Annotated in this window: 18 protein-coding genes and 1 riboswitch; of the genes, 2 read left to right on the plus strand and 16 right to left on the minus strand. The window is 65.8% G+C overall.

The window, feature by feature from the left end:
* Window positions 1–512 precede the first annotated feature (512 nt).
* The 14 genes from KTR66_RS21985 to KTR66_RS22050 are packed head-to-tail and all read right to left on the minus strand — an operon-like array spanning window position 513 to window position 15,890.
* Window positions 513–1,196, minus strand: a complete 684-nt coding sequence (locus tag KTR66_RS21985) for an NnrU family protein (protein ID WP_213616496.1) — start codon at window positions 1,194–1,196, stop codon at window positions 513–515.
* Window positions 1,196–2,365 carry an NnrS family protein gene (locus KTR66_RS21990; RefSeq protein ID WP_213616498.1) on the minus strand — a complete coding sequence of 390 codons (1,170 nt, stop codon included), beginning with the start codon at window positions 2,363–2,365 and terminating at the stop codon, window positions 1,196–1,198. The genes KTR66_RS21985 and KTR66_RS21990 overlap by 1 nt, the downstream gene beginning before the upstream one ends.
* Window positions 2,362–2,898: a molybdopterin adenylyltransferase gene (gene mog, locus KTR66_RS21995; protein WP_213616500.1), complete on the minus strand. Its 537-nt coding sequence runs from the start codon at window positions 2,896–2,898 to the stop codon at window positions 2,362–2,364. The genes KTR66_RS21990 and mog overlap by 4 nt, the downstream gene beginning before the upstream one ends.
* Window positions 2,895–3,350 carry a hemerythrin domain-containing protein gene (locus KTR66_RS22000; protein WP_213616502.1) on the minus strand — a complete coding sequence of 152 codons (456 nt, stop codon included), beginning with the start codon at window positions 3,348–3,350 and terminating at the stop codon, window positions 2,895–2,897. The genes mog and KTR66_RS22000 overlap by 4 nt, the downstream gene beginning before the upstream one ends.
* Window positions 3,347–3,889, minus strand: coding sequence for a DUF2478 domain-containing protein (locus KTR66_RS22005; protein ID WP_213616504.1), 543 nt, complete (start codon window positions 3,887–3,889; stop codon window positions 3,347–3,349). The genes KTR66_RS22000 and KTR66_RS22005 overlap by 4 nt, the downstream gene beginning before the upstream one ends.
* The gene (locus KTR66_RS22010; RefSeq protein WP_213616506.1) at window positions 3,886–4,647 is read right to left on the minus strand and encodes a carbonic anhydrase; all 762 of its coding nucleotides are present in this window, start codon (window positions 4,645–4,647) and stop codon (window positions 3,886–3,888) included. The genes KTR66_RS22005 and KTR66_RS22010 overlap by 4 nt, the downstream gene beginning before the upstream one ends.
* Complete coding sequence (locus tag KTR66_RS22015) at window positions 4,644–5,174, minus strand: hemerythrin domain-containing protein (protein ID WP_213616508.1); 531 nt, start codon at window positions 5,172–5,174, stop codon at window positions 4,644–4,646. Before KTR66_RS22015 ends, KTR66_RS22010 begins: the two co-directional genes overlap by 4 nt.
* Window positions 5,164–5,517 (minus strand): hypothetical protein, encoded by a 354-nt coding sequence (locus KTR66_RS22020; RefSeq protein ID WP_213616510.1) that lies wholly within the window; start codon window positions 5,515–5,517, stop codon window positions 5,164–5,166. Before KTR66_RS22020 ends, KTR66_RS22015 begins: the two co-directional genes overlap by 11 nt.
* A 10-nt stretch (window positions 5,518–5,527) precedes the next feature.
* Entirely contained in the window at window positions 5,528–6,352 is an 825-nt protein-coding gene (locus KTR66_RS22025; RefSeq protein WP_213616512.1) for a peptidylprolyl isomerase, read from the minus strand.
* Window positions 6,353–6,357: 5 nt separating this feature from the next.
* Window positions 6,358–7,068 carry a respiratory nitrate reductase subunit gamma gene (gene narI, locus KTR66_RS22030; protein ID WP_213616514.1) on the minus strand — a complete coding sequence of 237 codons (711 nt, stop codon included), beginning with the start codon at window positions 7,066–7,068 and terminating at the stop codon, window positions 6,358–6,360.
* Between the two features lie 12 nt (window positions 7,069–7,080).
* Window positions 7,081–7,827, minus strand: a complete 747-nt coding sequence (gene narJ / locus KTR66_RS22035; protein WP_249732349.1) for a nitrate reductase molybdenum cofactor assembly chaperone — start codon at window positions 7,825–7,827, stop codon at window positions 7,081–7,083.
* The gene (gene narH / locus KTR66_RS22040; protein WP_213616518.1) at window positions 7,827–9,353 is read right to left on the minus strand and encodes a nitrate reductase subunit beta; all 1,527 of its coding nucleotides are present in this window, start codon (window positions 9,351–9,353) and stop codon (window positions 7,827–7,829) included. Before narH ends, narJ begins: the two co-directional genes overlap by 1 nt.
* Window positions 9,350–13,093, minus strand: a complete 3,744-nt coding sequence (locus tag KTR66_RS22045; protein WP_213616520.1) for a nitrate reductase subunit alpha — start codon at window positions 13,091–13,093, stop codon at window positions 9,350–9,352. Before KTR66_RS22045 ends, narH begins: the two co-directional genes overlap by 4 nt.
* 28 nt (window positions 13,094–13,121) lie before the next feature.
* Complete coding sequence (locus KTR66_RS22050; protein WP_213616522.1) at window positions 13,122–15,890, minus strand: MFS transporter; 2,769 nt, start codon at window positions 15,888–15,890, stop codon at window positions 13,122–13,124.
* Window positions 15,891–16,135: 245 nt separating this feature from the next.
* On the opposite strand from KTR66_RS22050, the gene KTR66_RS22055 reads away from it, so the two are divergent.
* Entirely contained in the window at window positions 16,136–16,837 is a 702-nt protein-coding gene (locus KTR66_RS22055; RefSeq protein WP_213616524.1) for a cyclic nucleotide-binding domain-containing protein, read from the plus strand.
* 149 nt (window positions 16,838–16,986) lie between these two features.
* Here KTR66_RS22055 and KTR66_RS22060 read toward each other — a convergent pair.
* Window positions 16,987–18,089, minus strand: a protein-coding gene (locus KTR66_RS22060; RefSeq protein ID WP_213616526.1) for an IS3 family transposase whose coding sequence is annotated in 2 segments (ribosomal slippage) — window positions 16,987–17,828 and window positions 17,828–18,089 — 1,104 coding nt in all. Because the reading frame shifts where the segments join, the coding sequence is not laid out codon by codon here.
* A 627-nt stretch (window positions 18,090–18,716) separates the two neighbouring features.
* Window positions 18,717–18,827: riboswitch (TPP riboswitch) on the plus strand.
* Window positions 18,828–18,869: 42 nt separating this feature from the next.
* On the opposite strand from KTR66_RS22060, the gene thiC reads away from it, so the two are divergent.
* Entirely contained in the window at window positions 18,870–20,681 is a 1,812-nt protein-coding gene (gene thiC / locus KTR66_RS22065; RefSeq protein WP_213616528.1) for a phosphomethylpyrimidine synthase ThiC, read from the plus strand.
* A gap of 355 nt (window positions 20,682–21,036) precedes the next feature.
* Here the strand turns inward: thiC and KTR66_RS22070 are convergent, their stop codons facing one another.
* Complete coding sequence (locus tag KTR66_RS22070) at window positions 21,037–21,381, minus strand: DUF3644 domain-containing protein (RefSeq protein WP_213616530.1); 345 nt, start codon at window positions 21,379–21,381, stop codon at window positions 21,037–21,039.
* Window positions 21,382–21,390: the final 9 nt, after the last annotated feature.

Consider the following 21,390-nt stretch of genomic DNA (forward strand, 5'->3'; position numbering starts at 1 on the left):
TGTTTCGGGCCCTGGAAATGCAAAACGCCTCAGCTGTGTGGCTGAGGCGTTGTGTGTGCAGATCAAGATGGATGCGGGGACAGGGTTCGGCTTATGGAGAACAAGGCTAACGCACGCTGCGGCAGCGCGAGGATAACGCACCGGCCGTAACACCGCACTCCGGCTTCGGGCGTTTGGCTCTCATGGGAGCAATGGTGGCTCGGCCAAGCATCGACGCTCATCTGCAAATGTCACGAAACACGATGCATTCCGCCTCAGGGGTGATGATCCCAGCAACACTGGAGAGTTGCACGCAGCGATCCTCGGTCGGCCTCAGCGTGATACCGTCTCGCTGCGGGGTGGCTCTGACGTAGTCCACATCGCGGTCCGCCAGACTCCGGTCATGGCGATGCTTGGATAGGCCCTGGGCGATGGCGGTCGCCAGGGCCGAACTGGAGCGGGCCTGAAAGTGCAGGGGAGCGCGACCTCGGCTCGCTGCTCGAGCGGGCGAAGCTAGCTCGGTCGGGATCGGCTCACCGCAAGGCCGGCAACGGGACAGCACCAATCAAAGGGCGATGAAGCCACAGAAGAAGCAGCCAGACCGCCAAGCCAAACGCGATGCGCTTCATGGCGGAAGCCTTCCCGAGTTCTCCAACGCCAGGCCAAACCAAGGCGGTGCGGCGCGACATCCTAAGCCAAGCCTCCCGGCCCCAGGCCCGCCTGCGCCGCCGGTCCAGCGCGCCCATCCCGACCAGGCCCATCAGCGCGAAGGCGCCGAACAGTGTCACCGAGGCAAGATCTCCATTCGGCGGGATATGGGACGCTGCCCAGAGCGTGATGCCGACCAGCACCGGGTGGCGCGTCACGCCCAGGATACCGGGCCTTGCGGCGTCGAAGCGCTCGGGCCGCGCACCGCCGATCGAGAAGGGATTTGGAATGCCGATGCCCAGGGCCAGCAGCACGCAGGCGAATGGCATGGCGACGTTCGGCACCCAAGCCTGCCAGGCCGCCCAATCCCAGAGGGGCAGATAGGGCGCGCGCCCGCTCGCCGCGATCAACCAAGCCAAGACCGCCACGGAGGCGCAACTGTAAAGTGTGACGTAGCCACGCTGTCCGAGGAGGCTGACCAGGGCTGGGCGCAGACGTGGCCGTGCCGGCAGCATGTGACTCAGCAAGAAGACGGCCCAAGCCGCGAGGTATTCTCCCCAGCCGCCCATCACCCCGGCTTGCCGTCCGCGCGTGGCATCCAGAGAATCGGCGCATAAACCCGGAGAAACAGCACGAAGGCCGTCATCCAGCACAGCGCCGCCGCCCCTACGACGACCAGCGCATCCGCCTCGGCGAGGCCCATGAAGCCGCGCAGCAGCGCCGCCGTCAGCACCAGTCCATAGGCCAGCACCACCGACGGTGCCGCCACCAGCGCGTGGCCCGTATGGCCAAGCGTCGCGCGGGTCATGACGGCGAGGATCATCAGCGACACCGGCCCCGCCATCTGCAGATGCAGCCAGGCCGCGCCCCAGGGCGAAGCCGCAAGCAGGAAGGCCGCCTTTACGGCCAGCGCGAGCGGGATCAGCGCGTAGGCCAGGTGCAGCACCCAGAGGATGGGCCAGCGCAGCGTGCGCAACCCATGCCAGCGCGAAAGGCGCAGCGCCACCAGCGCCGCCGCCACGGCCGCGAACGCGCCGGCGACCTTGCCCCCGGGGTCGATCAGGTCCACCACGGTCACCAGGGCCACCGCGAGGATCGCCGCGCGATCAACCCCCGGCAGAGGCTGCGCCTCGGCCGCCCGTTCCGTCTTGCGCAGCGCGTTCAGGGTGAAGGAGGGCACGATCCGCCCACCGATCAGCACGACCAGCAGCAGCGCCGTGTCGGCCATCAGCATCTGCCCGGCTGCCCACCCCGGCGAGGTCCACCAGCCCGCAGCCTCGGCCGCCATCATGACCTGCCCGGCCCAGAAGATAAGAACCAGCACAGGAGGACCGAACAGTCGCGCGGACCCGGCCTTCACCAACGCCGGCAGCACCAGTAGCAAGGTCGCCGGCAGTGCTGCGAGGTCGATCACCACCGCGATCCCAATCGGCACTGGCGAACCCGGCAGCATCACGAGGCGCGCGGCCAGAAACAACACCACTAGCGCCACCAGCGGCACACCCGAATAGCCGCGCCGCCCCGTCCAGTTCGGAATCGCCGTCAGGAGGAAGCCGATCATCGCCGCCCCGACGAAGCCCTCGAGCAACTCATGCGCGTGCCAGCGGATCATCGGCAGCGGCCCCTCGGGGAGCGGCAGGCCCGTGAGCGTCATCACCCACAGTCCCACGCCGAGCGGCGCCACGAGGCCGGCCATCAGGAAGAAAGGCCGGAAGCCATGCGCGAAGAGCGCCATCATGCGCCCTTCGGCCGGAAGGCGACACAGGCCTCCGGGTCTGTCTCGATCCGCGGGCCGCCAATCAGGTCCACGCAATAGGGAATGGCGGGAAATACCGCATCGAGGCACTCGGCGATGGCCGAGGGCTTGCCCGGCAGGTTCACGATGAGGCTGCGCCCGCGCGTGCCCGCCACCTGCCGCGAGAGGATCGCCGTCGGGACGGCGCGGAGGCTGACGGCGCGCATCATCTCGCCGAAGCCGGGCAGCAGCCGCTCGCAGACCGCCATGGTCGCCTCGGGCGTCACATCGCGCGGGGCGGGGCCCGTGCCGCCGGTGGTGACGATCAGCGGGCAGGCTTCGGCGTCGGCAAGGTCTCGCAGGGCGGCCTCGATGGCCGGCATCTCGTCCGGCACCAGGCGGCGCAGCGGGCGCCAGGGGGTGGCCAGGAGGCGGCCCAGCGCCGCCTCGATGCCGGGGCCGCCCTGGTCGGCATAGCGACCCTGGAAGGCGCGGTCGGAGATGGTCACCACGCCGATGCCGATGGGCTCGCTCATGCCCCGAAACCGGGGAAGAGCACCTCATTCTCAAGCCGGATGTGCTCGCGCAGATCTTCCGCGAATTTCCCGGTGCCGGCGCAAAGCGCCTGCCAAGTGGCGCAGGCACCGGGCGGTGCCCGGTGCTGGTGCGTCAATGCCGCCAGCTGCTCCAGCCGCGCCGCGTGGTCATCATGCTCGTCGCGCATCAGGGTCATGGCCATCGCCATGCGGTCCTCGCCGGCACGGAGTTCAGGGAAGAGCCCGTCCTCCTCCTTTCTCATATGTGCCTCCATTTCCCACGCCATGCGGCGCAGGAGGTCAGTGAGGCCGCGCGGCAGCTGCGGGTGGCTCGGATGCGCCGCCTCGACCGCGGTGGCCAGCTGGATCAGGTCCGGCATCTCGGCCCGATGGACCGCGTGGTAGCGCGTGAGGATGTGGTCAATCAGCCGCCCGGCCTCCTCGCCCGTCATGGGTGCGGGCCTTCCGCGGCGGGCATCCGGGGGCAGAGGCCGTCGAGCCAGGCATCCGCGTCATCGAGGCCGATCTCCTGCCCCAGCCCGCCCGCGAAATTGCGCCATGCGTCGAGGTTGCGCAGCGGCACGGCGATCAGCACAGGCACGCCCTGCTCCAGCGCGGCGGCGATGAGGGGGCGGAAGCCGCCGCCCTCGGCCTCGGCCTTGCCGAACTTGTTGAGCATCAGGAGCTGCGGTCTCTCGCGTAGCGTGTCGGAGACCAGCGCGATGGCGCGTGCCATTTCATGCGCATCGAGGCGGCAACCGCGCGCGAGCGGCCCGCGATCCTGGGAAATCGCGATGCGCGCACCCTGGGACAATTCCTCCAGGATCATGTCGCAGCGCGTACGGCCTGGGCGGGGCAGCGCATGTTCCAGCACCCCGGCCAGGCTGCGGCCAGCCGCCTCGACGCGTTGTGCCACGGCGCGCATCACCTGTGCGGCGCGGGCGGAATCGGCATGGACCAGGGCGGTGAGCAGGCAGGGTTGCAGGGTCATCCGGACGGCTTCTCCAGGGAGGGCATGCAGCAAGGGGCCGAGGCCATGTCATCCAGCCGGAGGCCCGAGAAGGCTTCGAGTGCGTGTCGGCGGCGCGGGCTGAGAGGCTCCGTCCCCACCGCCACGCATTGATCTATGGAGGGCAGCGCCTCGCGCTCGGCGAGGGAGGCGACCTCGGTGCCGAGGTCACGCAGCAACCCGTCATGCATGCCATAGATCCAGCCATGCAGGTGAAGTTCGCGCTGGCGCGCCCAGGCGCCCTCCACGATCGGTGTCGCGGCGACGCGGCGGAGCTGCATCTGCACGTTGAGCTCACAAAGGCGGTTGGCCTGGAAGGTCGCATCACCCATGGCGGCGAAGGCGGCGCGATGCTTGCGGAAGAACATTGAGAGCGGCTGCAGCCAGTGATCCACGAGCGCGCCGCGCTCCTCCGCCATGGCGCGCAGCACGCCCCCGCAGCCATAATGACCGGAGACGATGATGTGCCGGACGCCCAAAACCTCGATCGCGTATTCCAGCACGGCGAGGATATTCATGTCGCTCGTGTGGACGATATTGGCGATGTTCCGGTGCACGAAGACCTCGCCTGGATCGAGGCCCAGCACGTCATTCGCAGTGATGCGGCTGTCCGAGCAGCCGATCCAGAGATATCGCGGCGCCTGCTGCTCGGAGAGGCGCCGGAAGAAGCCGGGGTCCTGCTCGGTCTTGCGGTCCGCCCAGGCGATGTTGCGGTCGAACAGGTGCTCGAGGCTGCTCACGGCGCCTTGATCCCACGCCGTGCCTTCATGTTGCGGCTGATGGCCAACAGGTCTGGCCGCTTGAGACGGATGCGCGCCAGGGCGAGCACCACGGCGTTCTCGATGGCGAGATGACGCAGCTCGCTCGCCGCGTAATCCTGCATGGCCGCTGCCGCACCGGCATCAAGCACGACCTCGGCCTCCGCCGGGGAGACGGCGAGCGCCCCGGCGATCTGCGCGGCGGTGGCGAGGCCCTGGTGATGCTCCCGACCCAGTCGCGCCAGTGTCGGGCCCAGCCCGTCAGCCGGCACGGCGCGGCGACGGAGCGCCGGGTAGAGATCCAGGTCTTCGTCCTCATGGTGCAGGGCGAGATCCTCGGTGAGATAGGCGCTCACGCGGCCGGCCTCCTTGCGCGAGACGCGAAGCGCCGCGGCGAAGCCGTGCAGCCGCTGGCAGACAACCCGCTGCAGATGATGAGCGGCCAGGAAATACGCGAGCGGATCGTCGAGGAGCGCAACGGGCGGTGGGTCGAGCGCGTCATGCGGCATGGCCCGCACCACCATGGCCGCAACCGCAGCCATGCCCACACGCCTCCCCGGCCCGAACCTCCGCCGCGTCCCGCGCGAGGGCCCAGCGCAGCATCCGCTCCAGCGTCGCGCGCGCCGGATCGTCGCCGCGCTCGACGGCGGTCATCAGCGCGAGCCACTCCTCACTTGAGGCATCGGCCGCGAAGCGCCGCGTCGCGCCGCAGACATACTCGGCCGGCGTCTCGTCATGGAGTTCGCCCATGGCCTGCACCTCGGTGAGCAGGACCATGTCGCCCATCGCGGCCAGCGCCTCGGCGGCATCCGCCGCCTGGCCCAGGCGCTTCAGGATCGTACCAAGCAGCATGGCATCCCCCTCACTGCACGAGCGGCGAGCCGGCAGCCGCCAGGTCGACGCCGTCGATCTCCGCGCGCCCCGCCAGGATCTGGATGTATTGGCGGATCGCGGTCCGGCGCACCTTCTCCTCGAGCCAGGCGGCAATCTTGCCGCGCACGATGTCAAAGGGCAGGTCCCGCCCCTCGATCCGGCGATCCAGCGCGACGATGTGCAGGCCGTAGCGCGTCTCGACCGGCTCAGAATGGATGGCTCCGACGCTCATGCGCGCCAGGGCTTCCTCGAATTCCGGGACCGTCTGCCCCGGGCCGATCTGGCCGAGACTGCCGTCCGTCCGACCGGACGGGCAGGCCGAGTGCGCCAGGGCCAACTCGCCGAACTCACCAGGCGCCACGGCCAGGCGGGCCAGGATGGCGGCCGCGACCTCCGCCCTGTCAGGCAAATTGGCGGGCAGGAGGATATGCCGGACCTCATGGAGATCCGGCGACCGGAACTGGCGCCTGTTCTGCTCATAGAACCGCCGGCAGGCCGCCTCATCGGCTGCGGGCGTCTGGACCTCACGCTCGACCAAGCCGCGGATCAGTGCCTCCTCCTCCGTCTCACGGCGGCCCTCGCCATCGCTGGCGGGATCTGCCGGGATACCGAGGCGGCGAGCCTCCTGCAGCAGCAGCTCCCGTACCACCAGGGCCACCGAGGCGGCCTTCATGGCATCCAATGGCCTGGTGGCCGGGTGATGCTGCGTCTCCTGCGCGATGGCGGCACGTGGGATGACCACACCATTCACGCGGATCGTCTTGCGGCTGGCGGGGGGCGCCGGCTTGGCGCCGCAGGCGGTTGTCGTGCTCATGGCATTCACTCCGCCGCCTGCTTCACGGTGATGGGGCGGCGGCTGCGCACCACCTGGTAGCCGCGCCGTCCGAGATACCAGACCGGCGCCGACCACACATGCACGAGGCGCGAGAAGGGGAAGATCAGGAAGATCGTCATCCCCAGCACCAGGTGGGCGAGGTAGGGGAAGCTCAATCCCTGCAGCGTCTTCGCATCAACCGGCTGCAAGGTGAGGATGCCCTGCGCCCAATGCGCCAGCACCAGCATGGCCGAACCATCCGAATGCGCGAGCGAGAAGGGCAGCGTCAGCAACCCGAGCGAAAGCTGCACCCAGAGGATCATCAGCACTGCGAGATCCATGTATGTGGAGGTAACGCGGATGCGCGGATCATAGAGCCGGCGATGCAGCAGCAGCGTCAGCCCGATGAAGCAGATGAGGCCCGCGATGCCGCCGGCAATGACGGCGATCAGCTGCTTCTGCTCGACCGTGATGAACAGCGTGTAGATGAATTTCGGCGTCAGCAGCCCCGCCGCATGGCCGAGGAACAGGAACAGCACGCCGGCGTGGAACAGGTTGGACCCCCAGGCGAGCTGCCGCTTGCGGAGAATCTGGCTGGAGCTTGCGCGCCAGGAATACTGCTCACGATCGAAGCGGATCAGGCTGCCGAGCAGAAAGGCCGTCAGCGCCACATAGGGATACCAGACGAAGAGGATGTGGAAGATGGCGTCGCGCATGATGCGTACTCCTCAACCGGCGTTGCGATGGGTGATGGTGGTGCGCGGGCGCTGACCCGGCGGCGGCTCCATGCCCGGGGCAGGTCGGTTGGCCTGGCGCAGCCTGGCGGCCAGCACATCCGTGCCGCAGGCAGCGGCGGCCGAGCCCGGACCGAAGGTTACTTCCTCCTCCTCCCAGGCAGCATCCAGCGCCTCCAGGTCGTCGGGCTCGGGATCGGCCTCCGCGCGCAACGCCGCCAGCGCAGCCGCATTCAGCCTCGTGCGGGACAGCGCGGTGAGCGCCGCAAAGATCCCCTCATACGGTGACGAACGCCGGGCCAGGCGCTCGCGCAGGGCCACGAAGACATGGCCTGGCTGGCCGATCAGTTCGAGCGCCTCGGCCGGCGCGCGGGTGGCCGCATATTCCAGGAAGAGCGGCAGGAAGTCCGGCAATTCCTTGGTCGTGGGCGTGAAGCCGCCATCCTCATAGACCTTGATGAGATCCACCATGGCCTGGCCACGATCCCGGCTTTCGCCATGCACATGCTCGAACAGGTGCAGCGAGAGAGAGCGCGTGCGGTCGAACAGCAGGATGTAGCGCTCCTGCGCGTCGTAGAGATCATGCGCGGCGAGATCGGCGATCAGCGCCTCCACCGCCGAGCGTTCGCGCTTGGGCAGCACGGCCTCGCGCTCCAGCACGGCGCGGAGCTCGGGGCCGGCCGTCATCAGCTCGGCAGTGGGATATGTGAGCAACGCCGAGAGAACCTTGAGCGTGCGCATCACAGAACCCCCATCTTCGGCTTGTCGTTCTTGAGCTTGATGCCGCCGAACAGATTGCCCGCCTGCTCGCTCGGCGCGCAGCCATCGCCGAAGGAGAACCCGCAATGGCCGCGCATCTCGTAAGCGTCCTCGGTGACTTCGCGGTGCGCCGTCGGGATCACGAATCGGTCCTCGTAATTAGCGATGGCCATCACGTGGTACATCTCCTCGATCTGCGCGGGGGTGAGGCCGGCCTTGCGGGCCACCACCTCGTCAATCACGCCATCCACCGTTTTCGCGCGCATATAGGCGCGCATGGCCAACATACGTTCGAGGCCATTGGCGACCGGCACCTCGTCACCCGCCGTCAGCAGGTTCGCGAGATATTTCAGCGGGATGCGGAGCGAGCGTACATCCGGCATGCTGCCATCCGTGCCCATCTGACCGGCTTCCGCCGCGGCGGTGATCGGCGAGAGCGGCGGCACGTACCAGACCATCGGCAGCGTGCGGTATTCGGGATGCAGCGGGAAGGCGACCTTCCACTCCATCGCCATCTTCCAGACCGGCGAGTGGCGCGCCGCTTCCAGCCAGGATTCACTGATGCCATCCGCCCGCGCCTGCGCGATCACCTTGGGGTCCTTCGGATTGCAGAAGATGTCCATCTGCGATTCGTAGAGGTTCTTCTCATCCGCCACGCTCGCCGCTTCCTCGATGCGGTCGGCGTCGTAGAGCATCACGCCCAGGTAGCGGATGCGCCCCACGCAGGTCTCGGAGCATACGGTGGGCTGCCCCGCCTCGATGCGCGGGTAGCAGAAGATGCACTTCTCGGATTTGCCGGAGGACCAGTTGTAATAGATCTTCTTGTAGGGGCAGCCCGATACGCACATGCGCCAACCGCGGCACTTGTCCTGGTCAATCAGGACAATGCCATCCTCCTCGCGCTTGTAGATGGCGCCCGACGGGCAGGCCGCGGCGCAGGCAGGGTTGAGGCAGTGCTCGCAGAGCCGCGGCAGATACATCATGAAGGTGTTCTCGAACTGGCCGTACATTTCCTTCTGCACGCCCTCGAAATTCACATCCTTCGAGCGCTTGGCGAACTCACCGCCGAGGATCTCCTCCCAGTTCGGCCCCCACTCGATCTTCTCCATCCGCTCGCCGGTGATCAGGCTGCGCGGCCGAGCGGTGGGAAAGGCCTCCAGCTCCGGCGCCTTCTGCAGGTGCTCGTAATCGAAAGTGAAGGGTTCATAGTAGTCGTCGATCTCGGGCATGTTCGGGTTGGCGAAGATGTTCGCCAGCACGCGCCACTTGCCGCCGATGCGCGGCACGATCTTGCCGTTGCGTCTGCGCTTCCAGCCGCCCTTCCACTTCTTCTGATCCTCCCAATCCTTGGGATAGCCGATACCGGGCTTGGTCTCGACGTTGTTGAACCACGCGTATTCCATCCCCTCGCGGTTGGTCCATACGTTCTTGCAGGTGACCGAGCAGGTGTGACAGCCGATGCACTTATCGAGGTTCAGCACCATCGCGATCTGCGCGCGGATTTTCATGCCACTTCTCCCGTGACCAGCGTTGAATCTGCGTGGGGGCGTTCCAGCCAGTCGATCTCCGTCATCTTCCGCACCACCACGAACTCATCGCGGTTGGTGCCGATAGTGCCGTAGTAGTTGAAGTCATAGGATTGCTGGGCGTAGCCGCCGATCATGTGCGTCGGGTTCAGCACGATGCGCGTGACCGAGTTGTGGATGCCGCCGCGGTTGCCCGTCATCTGCGAGCCCGGTACGTTCACGATCTTCTCCTGCGCGTGGTACATCATCACCATGCCGTCCTTGACGCGCTGGGAGACGACGGCGCGGGCGACGAGCGCGCCATTGCTGTTGAAGGCCTCCACCCAGTCATTGTCCACGATCCCGGCGCGCTGTGCGTCCGCCTCGCTGATCCAGATGCAGGGGCCGCCGCGTGAGAGCGTGAGCATCAGGAGGTTGTCGGTGTAGGTGGAGTGGATGCCCCATTTCTGGTGTGGCGTGATGAAGTTCAGCACCACCTGCTTCTGGCCGTTGGGTTTCATGTCCGCCACCGGGGCGACCGTGCGCAAATCCACCGGTGGCCGATAGACGCAGAGTGCGGCACCGAAGGCGCGCATCCAGAGATGATCCTGGTAGAGCTGCTGCCGCCCGGTCAGCGTGCGCCACGGGATCAGCTCATGCACATTGGTGTAGCCGGCGTTGTAGCAGACCTTCTCGCTCTCCAGCCCGGACCAGGTGGGGGCGGAAATGATCTTGCGCGGCTGCGCCACCACGTCGCGGAAGCGGATCTTCTCGTCTTCCTTGGGCAGCGCCAAGTGCGTGTGGTCGAGTCCCGTCGCCTTGCCGAGCGCTTCCCAGGCGTGCACCGCGACCTCGCCATTGGTCTCGGGCGCGAGCATGAGGATCACCTCGGTCGCATCAATATCCGAGACGATCCGCGCCAGGCCCTTATTGGCGCCCTCGGCATGGACGCCGTTCAGCGCCTTGAGATGTTCGACTTCATGCCCGGTCTTCCAGGCCATGCCCTTGATGCCATTGCCAATGCTGTCCATCAGGGGGCCGAGTGCCGTGAAGCGCTCGTAGGTGGCGGGATAGTCGCGCTTCACCTCGAAGACATTGGGCATGGTCTGGCCCGGGATCGGTTCGCACTCGCCGCGCTTCCAGTCGCGCGGGTCGAAGGGCTGTGCGATCTCATTCGCGCTGTCGTGCTTGATGGGGTTCAGCACCACATCGGTCTCGACGCCGAGAACCTCGGGCGCCACGCGCGAGAAGGCCTTCGCGATGCCCTTGTAGATCTCCCAGTCGCTGCGCGCTTCCCAGGCCGGGTCCACCGCGCCGGTCAACGGGTGGATGAAGGGGTGCATGTCCGAGGTATTGAGATCGTTCTTCTCGTACCAGGTGGCCGTGGGCAGCACGATGTCGGAATAGACGCAGGTGGTGGACATACGAAAGTCCAGCGTCACCAGCAGGTCCAGCTTTCCTTCCGGCGCCTCCTCATGCCAGACCGCCTCGGTGGCCTTGGCCCTGCCCTGCGCGCCGAGGTCCTTGCCCAGCACGCCATGCGTCGTGCCCAGCAGATGCTTGAGGAAATACTCATGCCCCTTGCCGGAGGACCCGAGCAGGTTCGACCGCCAGACGAACATGTTGCGCGGCCAGTTCTTCGGATTATCCGGGTCCTCGCAGGAGAGCTTCAACGTGCCCTCCTTCAGCCCCTTCGCCACATAGTCCTTGGCCGACATGCCAGCCGCCGCCGCGTCACGGCCGACCTGCAACGGGTTGGTCTGCAACTGCGGCGCGGAAGGCAGCCAGCCCATCCGCTCAGCGCGGATGTTGTAGTCAATGATCGATCCGTCCCACGGACCCTTCGGCGCAGTTGGGGAGATGATGTCGCCCACATTCATCGTTTCGTAGCGCCATTGGTCGGTATGCGCATAGAAGGCCGAGGTGGAGTTCTGCTGGCGTGGCGGACGGCCCCAATCCAGCGCGAAGGCAAGCGGCGCCCAACCGGCCTGCGGACGCAACTTTTCCTGCCCCACGTAATGCGCCCAGCCGCCACCGGATTGGCCGACGCAGCCACAGAGCACCAGCAGATTGATCACGCCGCGGTAGTTCATGTCGGCGTGGAACCAATGGTTCATCGCGGCGCCGATGATGATCATCGAGCGGCCTTTGGTCTTCTCGGCATTGGTCGCGAATTCGCGCGCCACCTGGATGATCTTGTCGCGGCTGACCCCGGTGATCTTCTCGGCCCAAGCCGGCGTATAGGGCGCCACTTCGTCATAGCTGGCGGCGATGTTGTCGCCGCCGAAGCCGCGATCCACGCCGTAATTGGCCAGGAACAGGTCATGCACACAGGCCACCAGCGTCTCGCCATCGGCCAGCGTTAGGCGCTTTACCGGCACGCGGCGATGCAGCACGGAGGCGTGGTTCGTCGAGGTGAAGTGCTCATGCTCGATATTGCCGAAGTAGGGGAAGGCGACGTCGGCCATCTCGTCCTGGACGCCATCGAGCGAGAGGCGCAGCTTCGTGGCCGTACCGTCCGAGGCCCTCTCCTCCAGGTTCCACTTGCCTGCCTCGCCCCAGCGAAAGCCGATGGTGCCGCGCGGCGCGACGATGTTTCCGGTGGTCTCGTCGAAGGCGACGGTCTTCCACTCGGGATTGTTCGCCTCGCCGAGGGATTGATCGAAATCGCTGGCGCGAATGAAGCGCTCCGGCACAAGCTGGTCGCCTTGCTGCACAAGCTTCACCAGCATCGGCATGTCGGTGTACTGGCGCAGATAGTCGCGGAAGTACGGCACTTGCCGGGCCACGTGATATTCCTTCAGGATCACATGCCCCATCGCCATCGCCAGCGCCGCATCCGTGCCCTGCTTCACGGAAAGCCAGATGTCGCCGAACTTCGCCGCCTCCGAATAGTCGGGGCAGATCACCGCGCTCTTCATGCCGCGATAGCGCGCCTCGGTGTAGAAATGCGCGTCGGGCGTGCGCGTCTGCGGCACGTTGGAGCCCCAGAGAATGATGAAGCCCGCATTGTACCAGTCGGCCGATTCCGGCACGTCAGTCTGCTCGCCCCAGGTCTGCGGCGAGGCTGGGGGCAGGTCGCAATACCAGTCGTAGAAGGACATGCAGACGCCGCCGATCAGCGAGAGATAGCGGCTGCCCGCGGCGTATGAGACCATGGACATGGCCGGGATGGGTGAGAAGCCAAAGATGCGGTCTGGGCCGTGCGTCTTGGCCGTATAGGCATTGGCGGCGGCGATGATCTCCTGCACCTCGTCCCAGCCGGCACGGACGAAGCCGCCATGGCCGCGCTTGCTGGTGTAGGCGGCCCGCTTCTCCGGATTCTCGACGATGGAGGCCCAGGCGGCGACGGGCGTCATGATCGCCCGCGCCTCGCGCCACAGCTTGATGAGCCGCGAGCGCACCAGCGGGTATTTCACGCGGTTGCCCGAGTAGAGATACCAGCTGTAGGAGGCGCCGCGCGAGCAGCCGCGCGGCTCATGATTGGGAAGATCGGGGCGCGTGCGCGGATAGTCCGTCTGCTGGGTTTCCCAGGTGACGATGCCGCCCTTCACATAGATCTTCCAGGAGCAGGAGCCGGTGCAATTGGCGCCGTGCGTGGAGCGAACGATCTTGTCGTGCTGCCAGCGCTTCCGGTAGCCATCCTCCCAGCGGCGATCCTCGTTGGTGGTGATGCCGTGGCCGTTGGAGAAGGGCTGCTGCACCTTCTTGAAGAAGGTCAGGCGGTCAAGAAAATGGCTCATGTCGTGATGCCTCGGTTTTCGGTCGGGATCATTGGGCGGGAGAGACGGCGGGGGCCGTGTGGCCGCCGCGCTCGACGTCGTGCAGCAGGCCGCCGCGGCGCGTGTAGAACCACCAGGTCGCGAGGACGCAGCTCACGTAGAACCCCAGGAAGCTATAGAGCGCCGTCTCCGGGCCACCGGTCATGGCGATGGAGGTGCCGAAGCTCTTGGGGATGAAGAAGGCGCCATAGGCGGCGATGGCCGAGGTGAAGCCGATGATCGCGGCCGATTCCTTGTCGGATTGCTTCACGCGCTCCGCCCCCGTCAGGCCGGGCTCGAGGCGCGCCACCTCTTTGCGCATGATCGCGGGGATCATCTGGAAGGTGGAGGCATTGCCCACGCCGGTCGCGGCAAAGAGGAAGAGGAAGCTCGCGAAGAAGACCGGGAAGGAAGTCGGGTCGCCCTTCATGCCGATGGCGTAGAGGATGCCCATCACACCCAACGACATGGCGATGAAGACCCAGAAGGTGATCCGCCCGCCGCCGATCCGGTCACAGGGCTTGCCAGCCACGGCACGGGACAGCGCGCCGACCAGGGGCCCCAGGAAGGCGTATTGCAGTGCGTTGACCTCGGGATAGAGGATCCGCGAGAGCAGCGGGAAGGCAGCCGAGAAGCCGATGAAGGAACCAAAGGTGCCGGTGTAGAGCCAGCACATGATCCAGTTGTGGGTCCGGCGGAAGATCACCGCCTGGTCTGCGAAGGAGGCCTTCATGCTCGCGATATCGTTCATCCCGAACCAGGCCGCGAAGGCCGAGGCGATGATGAAGGGCACGAAGACGAAGCCCGCATTCTGCAGCCAGAGCGTCGAGGTGACGCCGGCCACCGTTGCCGTCTGCGGCGCACCGCCGAGCCAGCCGAAGACGCCCGCCGTGATGGCCAGCGGCACCACGAACTGCACCACGCTCACGCCGAGATTGCCGAGGCCCGCATTGATGGCCAGCGCGTTGCCTTTCTCGCTCTTCGGGAAGAAGAAGGAGATGTTCGCCATGGAGGAGGCGAAGTTGCCCCCCCCGAAGCCACAGAGCAGCGCGAGGAGCAGAAAGATCCAGTAGGGGGTCGCCGGATCCTGCACCGCGAAGCCCATGCCGAGTGCGGGGATCAGCAGCGACCAGGTGGCGAGCGTCGTCCAGAGCCGGCCGCCGAACATCGCCGGCATGAAGCTATAGGCGATGCGCAGTGTGGCGCCCGAGAGGCCCGGTAGAGAAGCCAGCCAGAAGAGCTGCTCCGTCGTGAAGGCGAAGCCCACGCTCGGCAGCTTGGCGACCACGACGGACCACACCATCCAGACCGCGAAGGAGAGCAGGAGGCAGGGTACCGAGATCCAGAGGTTGCGGCGCGCGATGGCGCGGCCAGGACCCTCCCAGAAGACCTTGTCCTCTGGACGCCAATCCTGGATCGGGCCCTTGGCCGAGAGCGCGCCCTTCTGCGCGGGGGTGTGGATGGGCTGCATTTCCGGCAGTTCGGGCAGGTTCTGATGCAGCCCCGCCGGCTCGGCAGCCTCGCGCTCCATCCGCAGGATGGAGACGTGCATCCAGACCAGCGCGACCGCGACGATGAGGAAAAGCAGCCAGAAGCAGCTCTGCCACACGCCGGTCAGGTCATTCAGGGCGCCGAAGGCGATGGGCAGGACGAAGCCGCCCAGGCCGCCCACCAGGCCCACCACGCCGCCCACGGCGCCGACGCGGTCGGGGTAGTAGACCGGGATGTGCTTGTAGACGGCCGCCTTGCCCAGGCTCATGAAGAAGCCCAGCGTGAACGTGGTGATCATGAAGCCGATGAGGCCCATGGACATGCTGAAGGTCATCGGGCCGCGGATGCCCTGCACCACGTATTGCGTCGGCGGATAGGAAAGGATGAAGGTGCAGACGACGGAGACGCCGAAGGTCCAGTACATGATCCGCCGCGCGCCGAACTTGTCGGACAGGTGCCCGCCATAGGCACGGAAGATCGAAGCCGGGATGGAATAGGCCGCACCCACCATGCCGGCGGTGACGATATCCAGCCCATAGACCCCGATGAGGTAGCGCGGCAGCCACAGCGCCAGCGCCACGAAGGCGCCAAAGACGAAGAAGTAGTAGAGCGAGAAGCGCCAGACCTGGATGTTCTTCAGCGGCTCCATCATGGCCGAGAGCGGCTCGGGCTTCGCTCCGATGGCGCGGCGGCGCGCCAGGTCCGGGTCATCCTTCGTCATCACGAAGAAGACGACCGCCATCACCAGCAGCGCCGCCGCCCAGATCAGCGCGACGGTCTTCCAGCCATAGGCGACCATGATGACGGGGGCGGCGAATTTGGTGACGGCGGCGCCCACATTCCCGGCGCCGAAGATGCCGAGCGCGGTGCCCTGCTTCTCCTTCGGGAACCACTTCGCCACATAGGCGACGCCAACCGAGAAGGAGCCGCCAGCCAGACCGACACCGAGTGCGGCCAGCAGGAAGGTCGGATAGTCATAGGCCTGGGTGAGCAGCGCCGTCATCACGGCGGCGGAGAGCATAGTGATGGTGAACACCATTCGCCCGCCGTATTGATCAGACCAGATCCCGAGAAGCAGTCGAATCAGCGAGCCGGTCAGGATAGGCGTGCCGACGAGCAGGCCGAACTGCGTTTCACTCAGCCCCAACTCGCGTTTGATCTGGACGCCGATGATGGCGAAGATGGTCCAGACGGCGAAGCAGACGGTGAAGGCGATGGTTGAGAGCCACAAGGCACGACCCTGGTCAGGGCCATCCGGTGGGGCGGCAGGTGTTGCGGTGCTGGCCATTCATGCCTCCTTCGTTACGACGCACAGCGCCAGATCCGGGGCGAGCAAATCCCTGCGGCGGCCGCCGGAGGTTGATTCAGGTCAAGCTCGCCAGGCGGCGCGACGATTCAAAGCCACACCGTACAAGGGGCAAGAATTCTGCGGATTTCCGTCAAGCAAGAGCCTAGATTGGGCCGGGGCGCGACTTGATAATTATCAAGTCGGAGGCCGCGCGGCTGGGATAGGTTGGTAAGAGGAGGTGCATCGTGAGAAGTCAGGACAAGGAAGAGATGCGCCGTATCGGGTTCTTCCGGGGCGTGGACGATCCTGAGCAGGTTGACGCGATGCTCCGGGGCGCCTTTCTGCAGCGCTTTCCGGCGCATGTGGAGCTGATCCAGACGGGCGAGCCCGCCGATTTCCTGCATGTGATCGTGGACGGGACGGTGGAGATGTTTTCCGGGCATCGAGATCGGGAGACGACGCTCGGCGTCTCTGGTCCAGGCGACAGCTTCATCCTCGCCGCTGTGTTGTTCGACCGACCCTACCTGCAATCCGCGCGGGCGCTCACCGCCGCGCGGATCCTGATGGTCCCTGCGGAGGCCGTGCGCCAAGCCTTCGCGGCTGATGCTGGCTTTGCACGGTCAGTGGCGGAGAGTCTTGCGTTAGCCTATCGCGGGCTGATCATGGAATTGAAGAACCAGAAGCTCCGGTCTGGTCTTGAGCGGCTCGCGAATTGGCTGCTCGCCCATGATGCGGCGAACGGCTCGAAAGGGCGGTTCGATTTGCCCTTCGACAAAAAGGTTTTGGCAGCCCGACTTGGCATGGCCCCGGAAGTGCTGTCCCGTTCCTTTGCCGCGCTCGTGCCATACGAGGTAGTTGTGCAAGGTCCATCCGTGGTGATCCGGGACCCTGCCGTGCTGCGGAAGCTGGCCCAACCCTGCACGACCATCGATGGAGCCACCCTATGATGGCATGTAGATGTTGAGTGCCGGCGAGTGAGAAAGCCTTGCCGACGCATATTGGTGCGCGGCGTTTCTTGCGCCGAGTTGGGCCTGTTTGTGGGCGTTGATCCGCGACCAATGTTTGGACCGCCGGAAGTTGGAGTTTTCCGGCTTGGTCACGACGGCGGGCTGGTTGCGCCATCGGGATTTTGTAGCTCACAGGGGACCTTATCGCCGATCGCCCCGTGCGGTCTCTCCTCGTTGTAGTATCTACGCCAAGCCACCATCTTCTCCCGGGCATCGGCAAGCGTCAGGAACCAGTGGGTGTTCAGGCACTCCGCCCGAAATCGGTCGTTGAAGGCCTCGATATAGGCATTGTCCGTCGGCTTGCCCGGCCGCGAGAAATCCAGCGTGACCTCGTGCGCGTAGGCCCATAGATCGACATCACGAGACACGAATTCCGATCCCTGATCCACGCGGATCGTTTTCGGATAGCCCGCCCCGGCGCAGACACGCTCCAGCGTCTGCACCACATCCTCGCCGCGGTAGCTGAACCGAGGATCGATCACAGGCGCATAACGCGAGAAGAAATCGACCACCGTCAGTACGCGTAGCCGAGCTCCCGTCGCCAGCTGATCGTGCACGAAGTCCATCGCCCAGGTTTCATTCGGCGCCACAGCGTCACGACGGTCCTCGCGCAGCTTCGCCTTCACCCTGCGCTTCGGCGCCTTGTGCCGCAGTTGCAGGCCCAACTCATTGTAGATCCTGCGGGTTCGCTTCTGGTTGATCATGCAGCCCTCTCGTCGCAGCAACACATGCACGCGCCGATAGCCGTATCGGACATGCGTCTCGCAGATCGCCTTGATCCGCTCCTCCAAACCGGCCTGCCCGTGTCGACGCGACTTGGAGTGGTACATCGACGTATCGAAGGACAGTGCCCGGCAGGCCCGCCGGATCGATACGTCCCAGTCCACTCGTATCCCATCGACCAGCTTGCGCTTGCGAACAGGCCTCAGATTTTTCGGCGGATGACGTCCTGCAGCATCTCCCGATCCAGCGTCAGATCCGCGACGATCTTCTTCAGCTTGGAATTCTCGTCCTCAAGCTGCTTCAGCCGACGCATCTCCGTCGGCAGCAGCCCGTCGTACTTCTTCTTCCAATGGAAATAGGTCCCTTGGCTGAACCACGGCTTGCGGCAGACCTCCGCCACAGGAAGACCCTCGGCGTCCTGCTTCAGCACGAATGCCTTCTGCGCCTCCGTAAACCTCAAGGCCTTCACCGTTCTCCGCTCCTCCGAGCCAGGGAAATCTCAGCAGACAACTCCAACCAAAAGCGATCCAGTTTCCTGATCGCGGGTCAATCTGTGACACGGCGTCATCTGGATGGCGTTTCGCAACGGCTACGCTTAGGTCGAGGCGCAGTGCGTGGATCTAGGGGAAGGCGTCTGGCTTTCATCGGCGCCAGCGCAAGCCAGCGCACGGCTCAACGCTTCTGCTGCGCCGAGCAGTTCCGCTGACCTCAAGAAGACTCGGCTTCCAGGCACCGCTTGGGCAAGTAAGGAGCGACACGCCGCCTTCACCTGGTCAATTGCTGCTACCACGGCAGCGCGACCGGCTTTGTTAGGGCATTCTTCAACCATACAGATGAATTACACGCGCAGCGGCATAAAAATCCAGCGCTGTTTCGATCGCCTGCGCTACCGTACTCGGCCACTGCGCATGGCGGCACCACGCAGTGTGGAAGGCATGTTACAAGCAAGCCGCCGGCCGCGAGCGCGAGGGCCGGCCTTCGCAACGATGCGCACGACTTCCGCCTTATGCGCTTCCGCGAATCTCGGGTGCTCCTCCGCCCTTGGGCATCTGACGAAAAGCGGCATTTGACAAGCTCGCCTCGGAGACGCAGCCTATCCTCATCCAAGGGGAGCCCTTTCCGCAGGGCTGAGATTCCGCGAGCGACGCGGTGACCCTTTGAACCTGATCCGGGTCATGCCGGCGAAGGGATGGGCACTCGGCGCGCGGCGCGACCTTCCTTCGTTCAATCGTTCCGAAGGAGGTGCACGATGCCTGACACATTGCCGCCCCAGCACCCTGCCGTCACCACCGGCCCCCTGCCAGCCAGCCGCAAGATCCATGTGGCCGGCCAGCTTCACCCGGAGATCCGCGTGGCCATGCGAGAGATCGCGGTCTCGGGGGGCGAGCTGCCGCTGCGCGTCTACGACACCTCGGGCCCCTACACCGACGCTACGCTCCGCACCGACATCGCCCGCGGCCTCGCCCCGCATCGCCAGGGCTGGATCATGGCGCGGGGTGATGTGGAGGCGATCCCGGGCCGCGCGCAGAAGCCCGAGGATGACGGGCTGAAGCCGGGCGAAGAGCGCCGCGTGCCGCTCTTCGACCGCGCGGGCCGCATGCCGTTGCGCGCCAAGGCGGGCCGTGCGGTGACGCAGCTTGCCTATGCCCGGGCCGGCATCATCACGCCCGAGATGGAATATATCGCGATCCGCGAAAACCTGGGCCGCGCCGCGGCCCTCGATGCGAGGCGCGATGGCGAGAGCTTCGGTGCCAGCATCCCCGATCACGTCACGCCCGAATTCGTCCGCAGCGAGGTGGCGCGCGGCCGCGCCATCATCCCCGCCAACATCAACCACCCCGAGAGCGAGCCGATGATCATCGGCCGCAATTTTCTCGTGAAGATCAACGCGAATATCGGCAATTCCGCGGTGTCATCGAGTGTCGCGGAGGAGGTGGACAAGCTGGTCTGGGCGATCCGCTGGGGCGCGGATAATGTCATGGACCTCAGCACGGGGCGCAACATCCACACCACGCGCGAATGGATCCTGCGCAACTCGCCCGTGCCGATCGGGACCGTGCCGATCTACCAGGCGCTGGAAAAGGTGGGCGGCCGCGCCGAGGAGCTCACCTGGGAGATCTTCCGCGACACGCTGATCGAGCAGGCGGAGCAGGGCGTGGACTACTTCACCATCCATGCCGGCGTGCGCCTGGCCTATGTGCCCCTCACGGCCGAGCGCGTGACGGGCATCGTCTCGCGCGGCGGCTCGATCATGGCGAAGTGGTGCCTGGCGCATCACAAGGAGAGCTTCCTCTACGAGCATTTCGGCGAGATCTGCGAGATCATGCGGGCCTATGACGTCAGCTTCTCGCTGGGGGATGGCTTGCGCCCCGGCTCCATCGCGGACGCCAATGACGCCGCGCAATTCGCGGAGCTGGAGACGCTGGGCGAGCTGACCAAGATCGCCTGGCAGCAGGATGTCCAGGTGATGATCGAGGGCCCGGGCCATGTGCCCATGCACAAGATCAAGGTGAACATGGAGAAGCAGCTGGAAGCCTGTGGCGAGGCGCCCTTCTACACGCTGGGCCCGCTCACCACCGATATCGCGCCGGGCTATGACCACATCACGAGTGGCATCGGGGCCGCCATGATCGGCTGGTTCGGCTGCGCGATGCTCTGCTACGTCACACCCAAGGAGCATTTGGGCCTGCCGGATCGCGATGACGTGAAGACGGGTGTGATCACCTACAAGATCGCGGCCCATGCGGCGGACCTCGCCAAGGGGCATCCGGCGGCGCAGTTGCGCGATGACGCGCTCTCCCGCGCGCGGTTCGAATTCCGCTGGCGGGACCAGTTCAACCTGGGCCTCGATCCGGAGACGGCGGAGAAGTTCCACGACCAGACGCTGCCGGCGGAGGGTGCCAAGCTCGCGCATTTCTGCTCGATGTGCGGCCCGAAATTCTGCTCGATGAAGATCAGCCAGGAGGTGCGGGACGCCGCCATGGCGCAGAAGAGCGAGGATTTCCGCAGCAATGGCGGGCAGATCTACCTGCCGCCCATACAGGTGGCCGATTCGCGATAACCGGTGATTGCCGCCTGTCCGATAAGGCCACAATGCCGCAGCAGAGCGTGGTCAGGTGCCAATCAGAGCCCTAGCGACTTCGGCCGCGCAGCTTACACCCGTTGCCAGCTCATGGGCTGGCAGTTGGCGGCTGAGTGGCATAGGCATTGTGACGAGCCATGGTGTTGGTGGTTGCAATCCCAGTGACGCTGGCTCAACATTGAGCGGGAATGAGTGCGCCATCCGCTCGACAAGCTGCCACCTGTTTGGCGAGAGCTTGTCCTCCCACCTCATGGACGCGGGTGGCGAGATCGCGGTCCTCGTTCACGAAATGCACGGCGTTGTTGCGGACCTCGATCAGGAGTTCCAGGTTCTCCTAGTAGGCGGCGTTCAGGGGCCTGAGGGGCAGTGACCGCGCGCGCTCCATGGCTATGGCGATGCCGATGGTGACGGGGTTGCCCGCGCGGTTGCGGCGGATGGCCTGGCGCTTGCCAGGCTTGCCGTCCTTCCGCCGGACGACCTCCATCTCATAGATCGCCTTCAGCTGGTTCCCGCCCTCCTGGATCAGGCGCGCCTTGAGCAGAAGCTCCCAGGCGGCGACGAGGAGGATGGCAAAGGTCTCCTCGCGATGGGGAACCACGGGCTTGTTGTAGATCTCGATGGCGGCGCAGCATGCGGCGATGCTCTTCTCGACCAAGGCCTTCCTGCGGGGTGAACTCATGGGTGAGCC

The sequence above is a fragment of the Roseococcus sp. SDR genome (assembly GCF_019083995.1).
In the GTDB taxonomy this organism is placed as follows: domain Bacteria; phylum Pseudomonadota; class Alphaproteobacteria; order Acetobacterales; family Acetobacteraceae; genus Roseococcus.

What these genes read in the sequence shown, in the direction of transcription:
- mog (WP_213616500.1), bottom strand. Translation starts at nt 2,898, where the DNA reads ATGAGCGAGCCCATCGGCATCGGCGTGGTGACCATCTCCGACCGCGCC.
- KTR66_RS21990 (WP_213616498.1), bottom strand. Translation starts at nt 2,365, where the DNA reads ATGATGGCGCTCTTCGCGCATGGCTTCCGGCCTTTCTTCCTGATGGCC.
- KTR66_RS22005 (WP_213616504.1), bottom strand. Translation starts at nt 3,889, where the DNA reads ATGACCCTGCAACCCTGCCTGCTCACCGCCCTGGTCCATGCCGATTCC.
- KTR66_RS22020 (WP_213616510.1), bottom strand. Translation starts at nt 5,517, where the DNA reads ATGCTGCTTGGTACGATCCTGAAGCGCCTGGGCCAGGCGGCGGATGCC.
- KTR66_RS22045 (WP_213616520.1), bottom strand. Translation starts at nt 13,093, where the DNA reads ATGAGCCATTTTCTTGACCGCCTGACCTTCTTCAAGAAGGTGCAGCAG.
- KTR66_RS22025 (WP_213616512.1), bottom strand. Translation starts at nt 6,352, where the DNA reads ATGAGCACGACAACCGCCTGCGGCGCCAAGCCGGCGCCCCCCGCCAGC.
- KTR66_RS22000 (WP_213616502.1), bottom strand. Translation starts at nt 3,350, where the DNA reads ATGACGGGCGAGGAGGCCGGGCGGCTGATTGACCACATCCTCACGCGC.
- KTR66_RS21985 (WP_213616496.1), bottom strand. Translation starts at nt 1,196, where the DNA reads ATGGGCGGCTGGGGAGAATACCTCGCGGCTTGGGCCGTCTTCTTGCTG.
- KTR66_RS22050 (WP_213616522.1), bottom strand. Translation starts at nt 15,890, where the DNA reads ATGGCCAGCACCGCAACACCTGCCGCCCCACCGGATGGCCCTGACCAG.
- KTR66_RS22015 (WP_213616508.1), bottom strand. Translation starts at nt 5,174, where the DNA reads ATGCCGCATGACGCGCTCGACCCACCGCCCGTTGCGCTCCTCGACGAT.
- narH (WP_213616518.1), bottom strand. Translation starts at nt 9,353, where the DNA reads ATGAAAATCCGCGCGCAGATCGCGATGGTGCTGAACCTCGATAAGTGC.
- KTR66_RS22070 (WP_213616530.1), bottom strand. Translation starts at nt 21,381, where the DNA reads ATGAGTTCACCCCGCAGGAAGGCCTTGGTCGAGAAGAGCATCGCCGCA.
- narI (WP_213616514.1), bottom strand. Translation starts at nt 7,068, where the DNA reads ATGCGCGACGCCATCTTCCACATCCTCTTCGTCTGGTATCCCTATGTG.
- thiC (WP_213616528.1), top strand. Translation starts at nt 18,870, where the DNA reads ATGCCTGACACATTGCCGCCCCAGCACCCTGCCGTCACCACCGGCCCC.
- narJ (WP_249732349.1), bottom strand. Translation starts at nt 7,827, where the DNA reads ATGCGCACGCTCAAGGTTCTCTCGGCGTTGCTCACATATCCCACTGCC.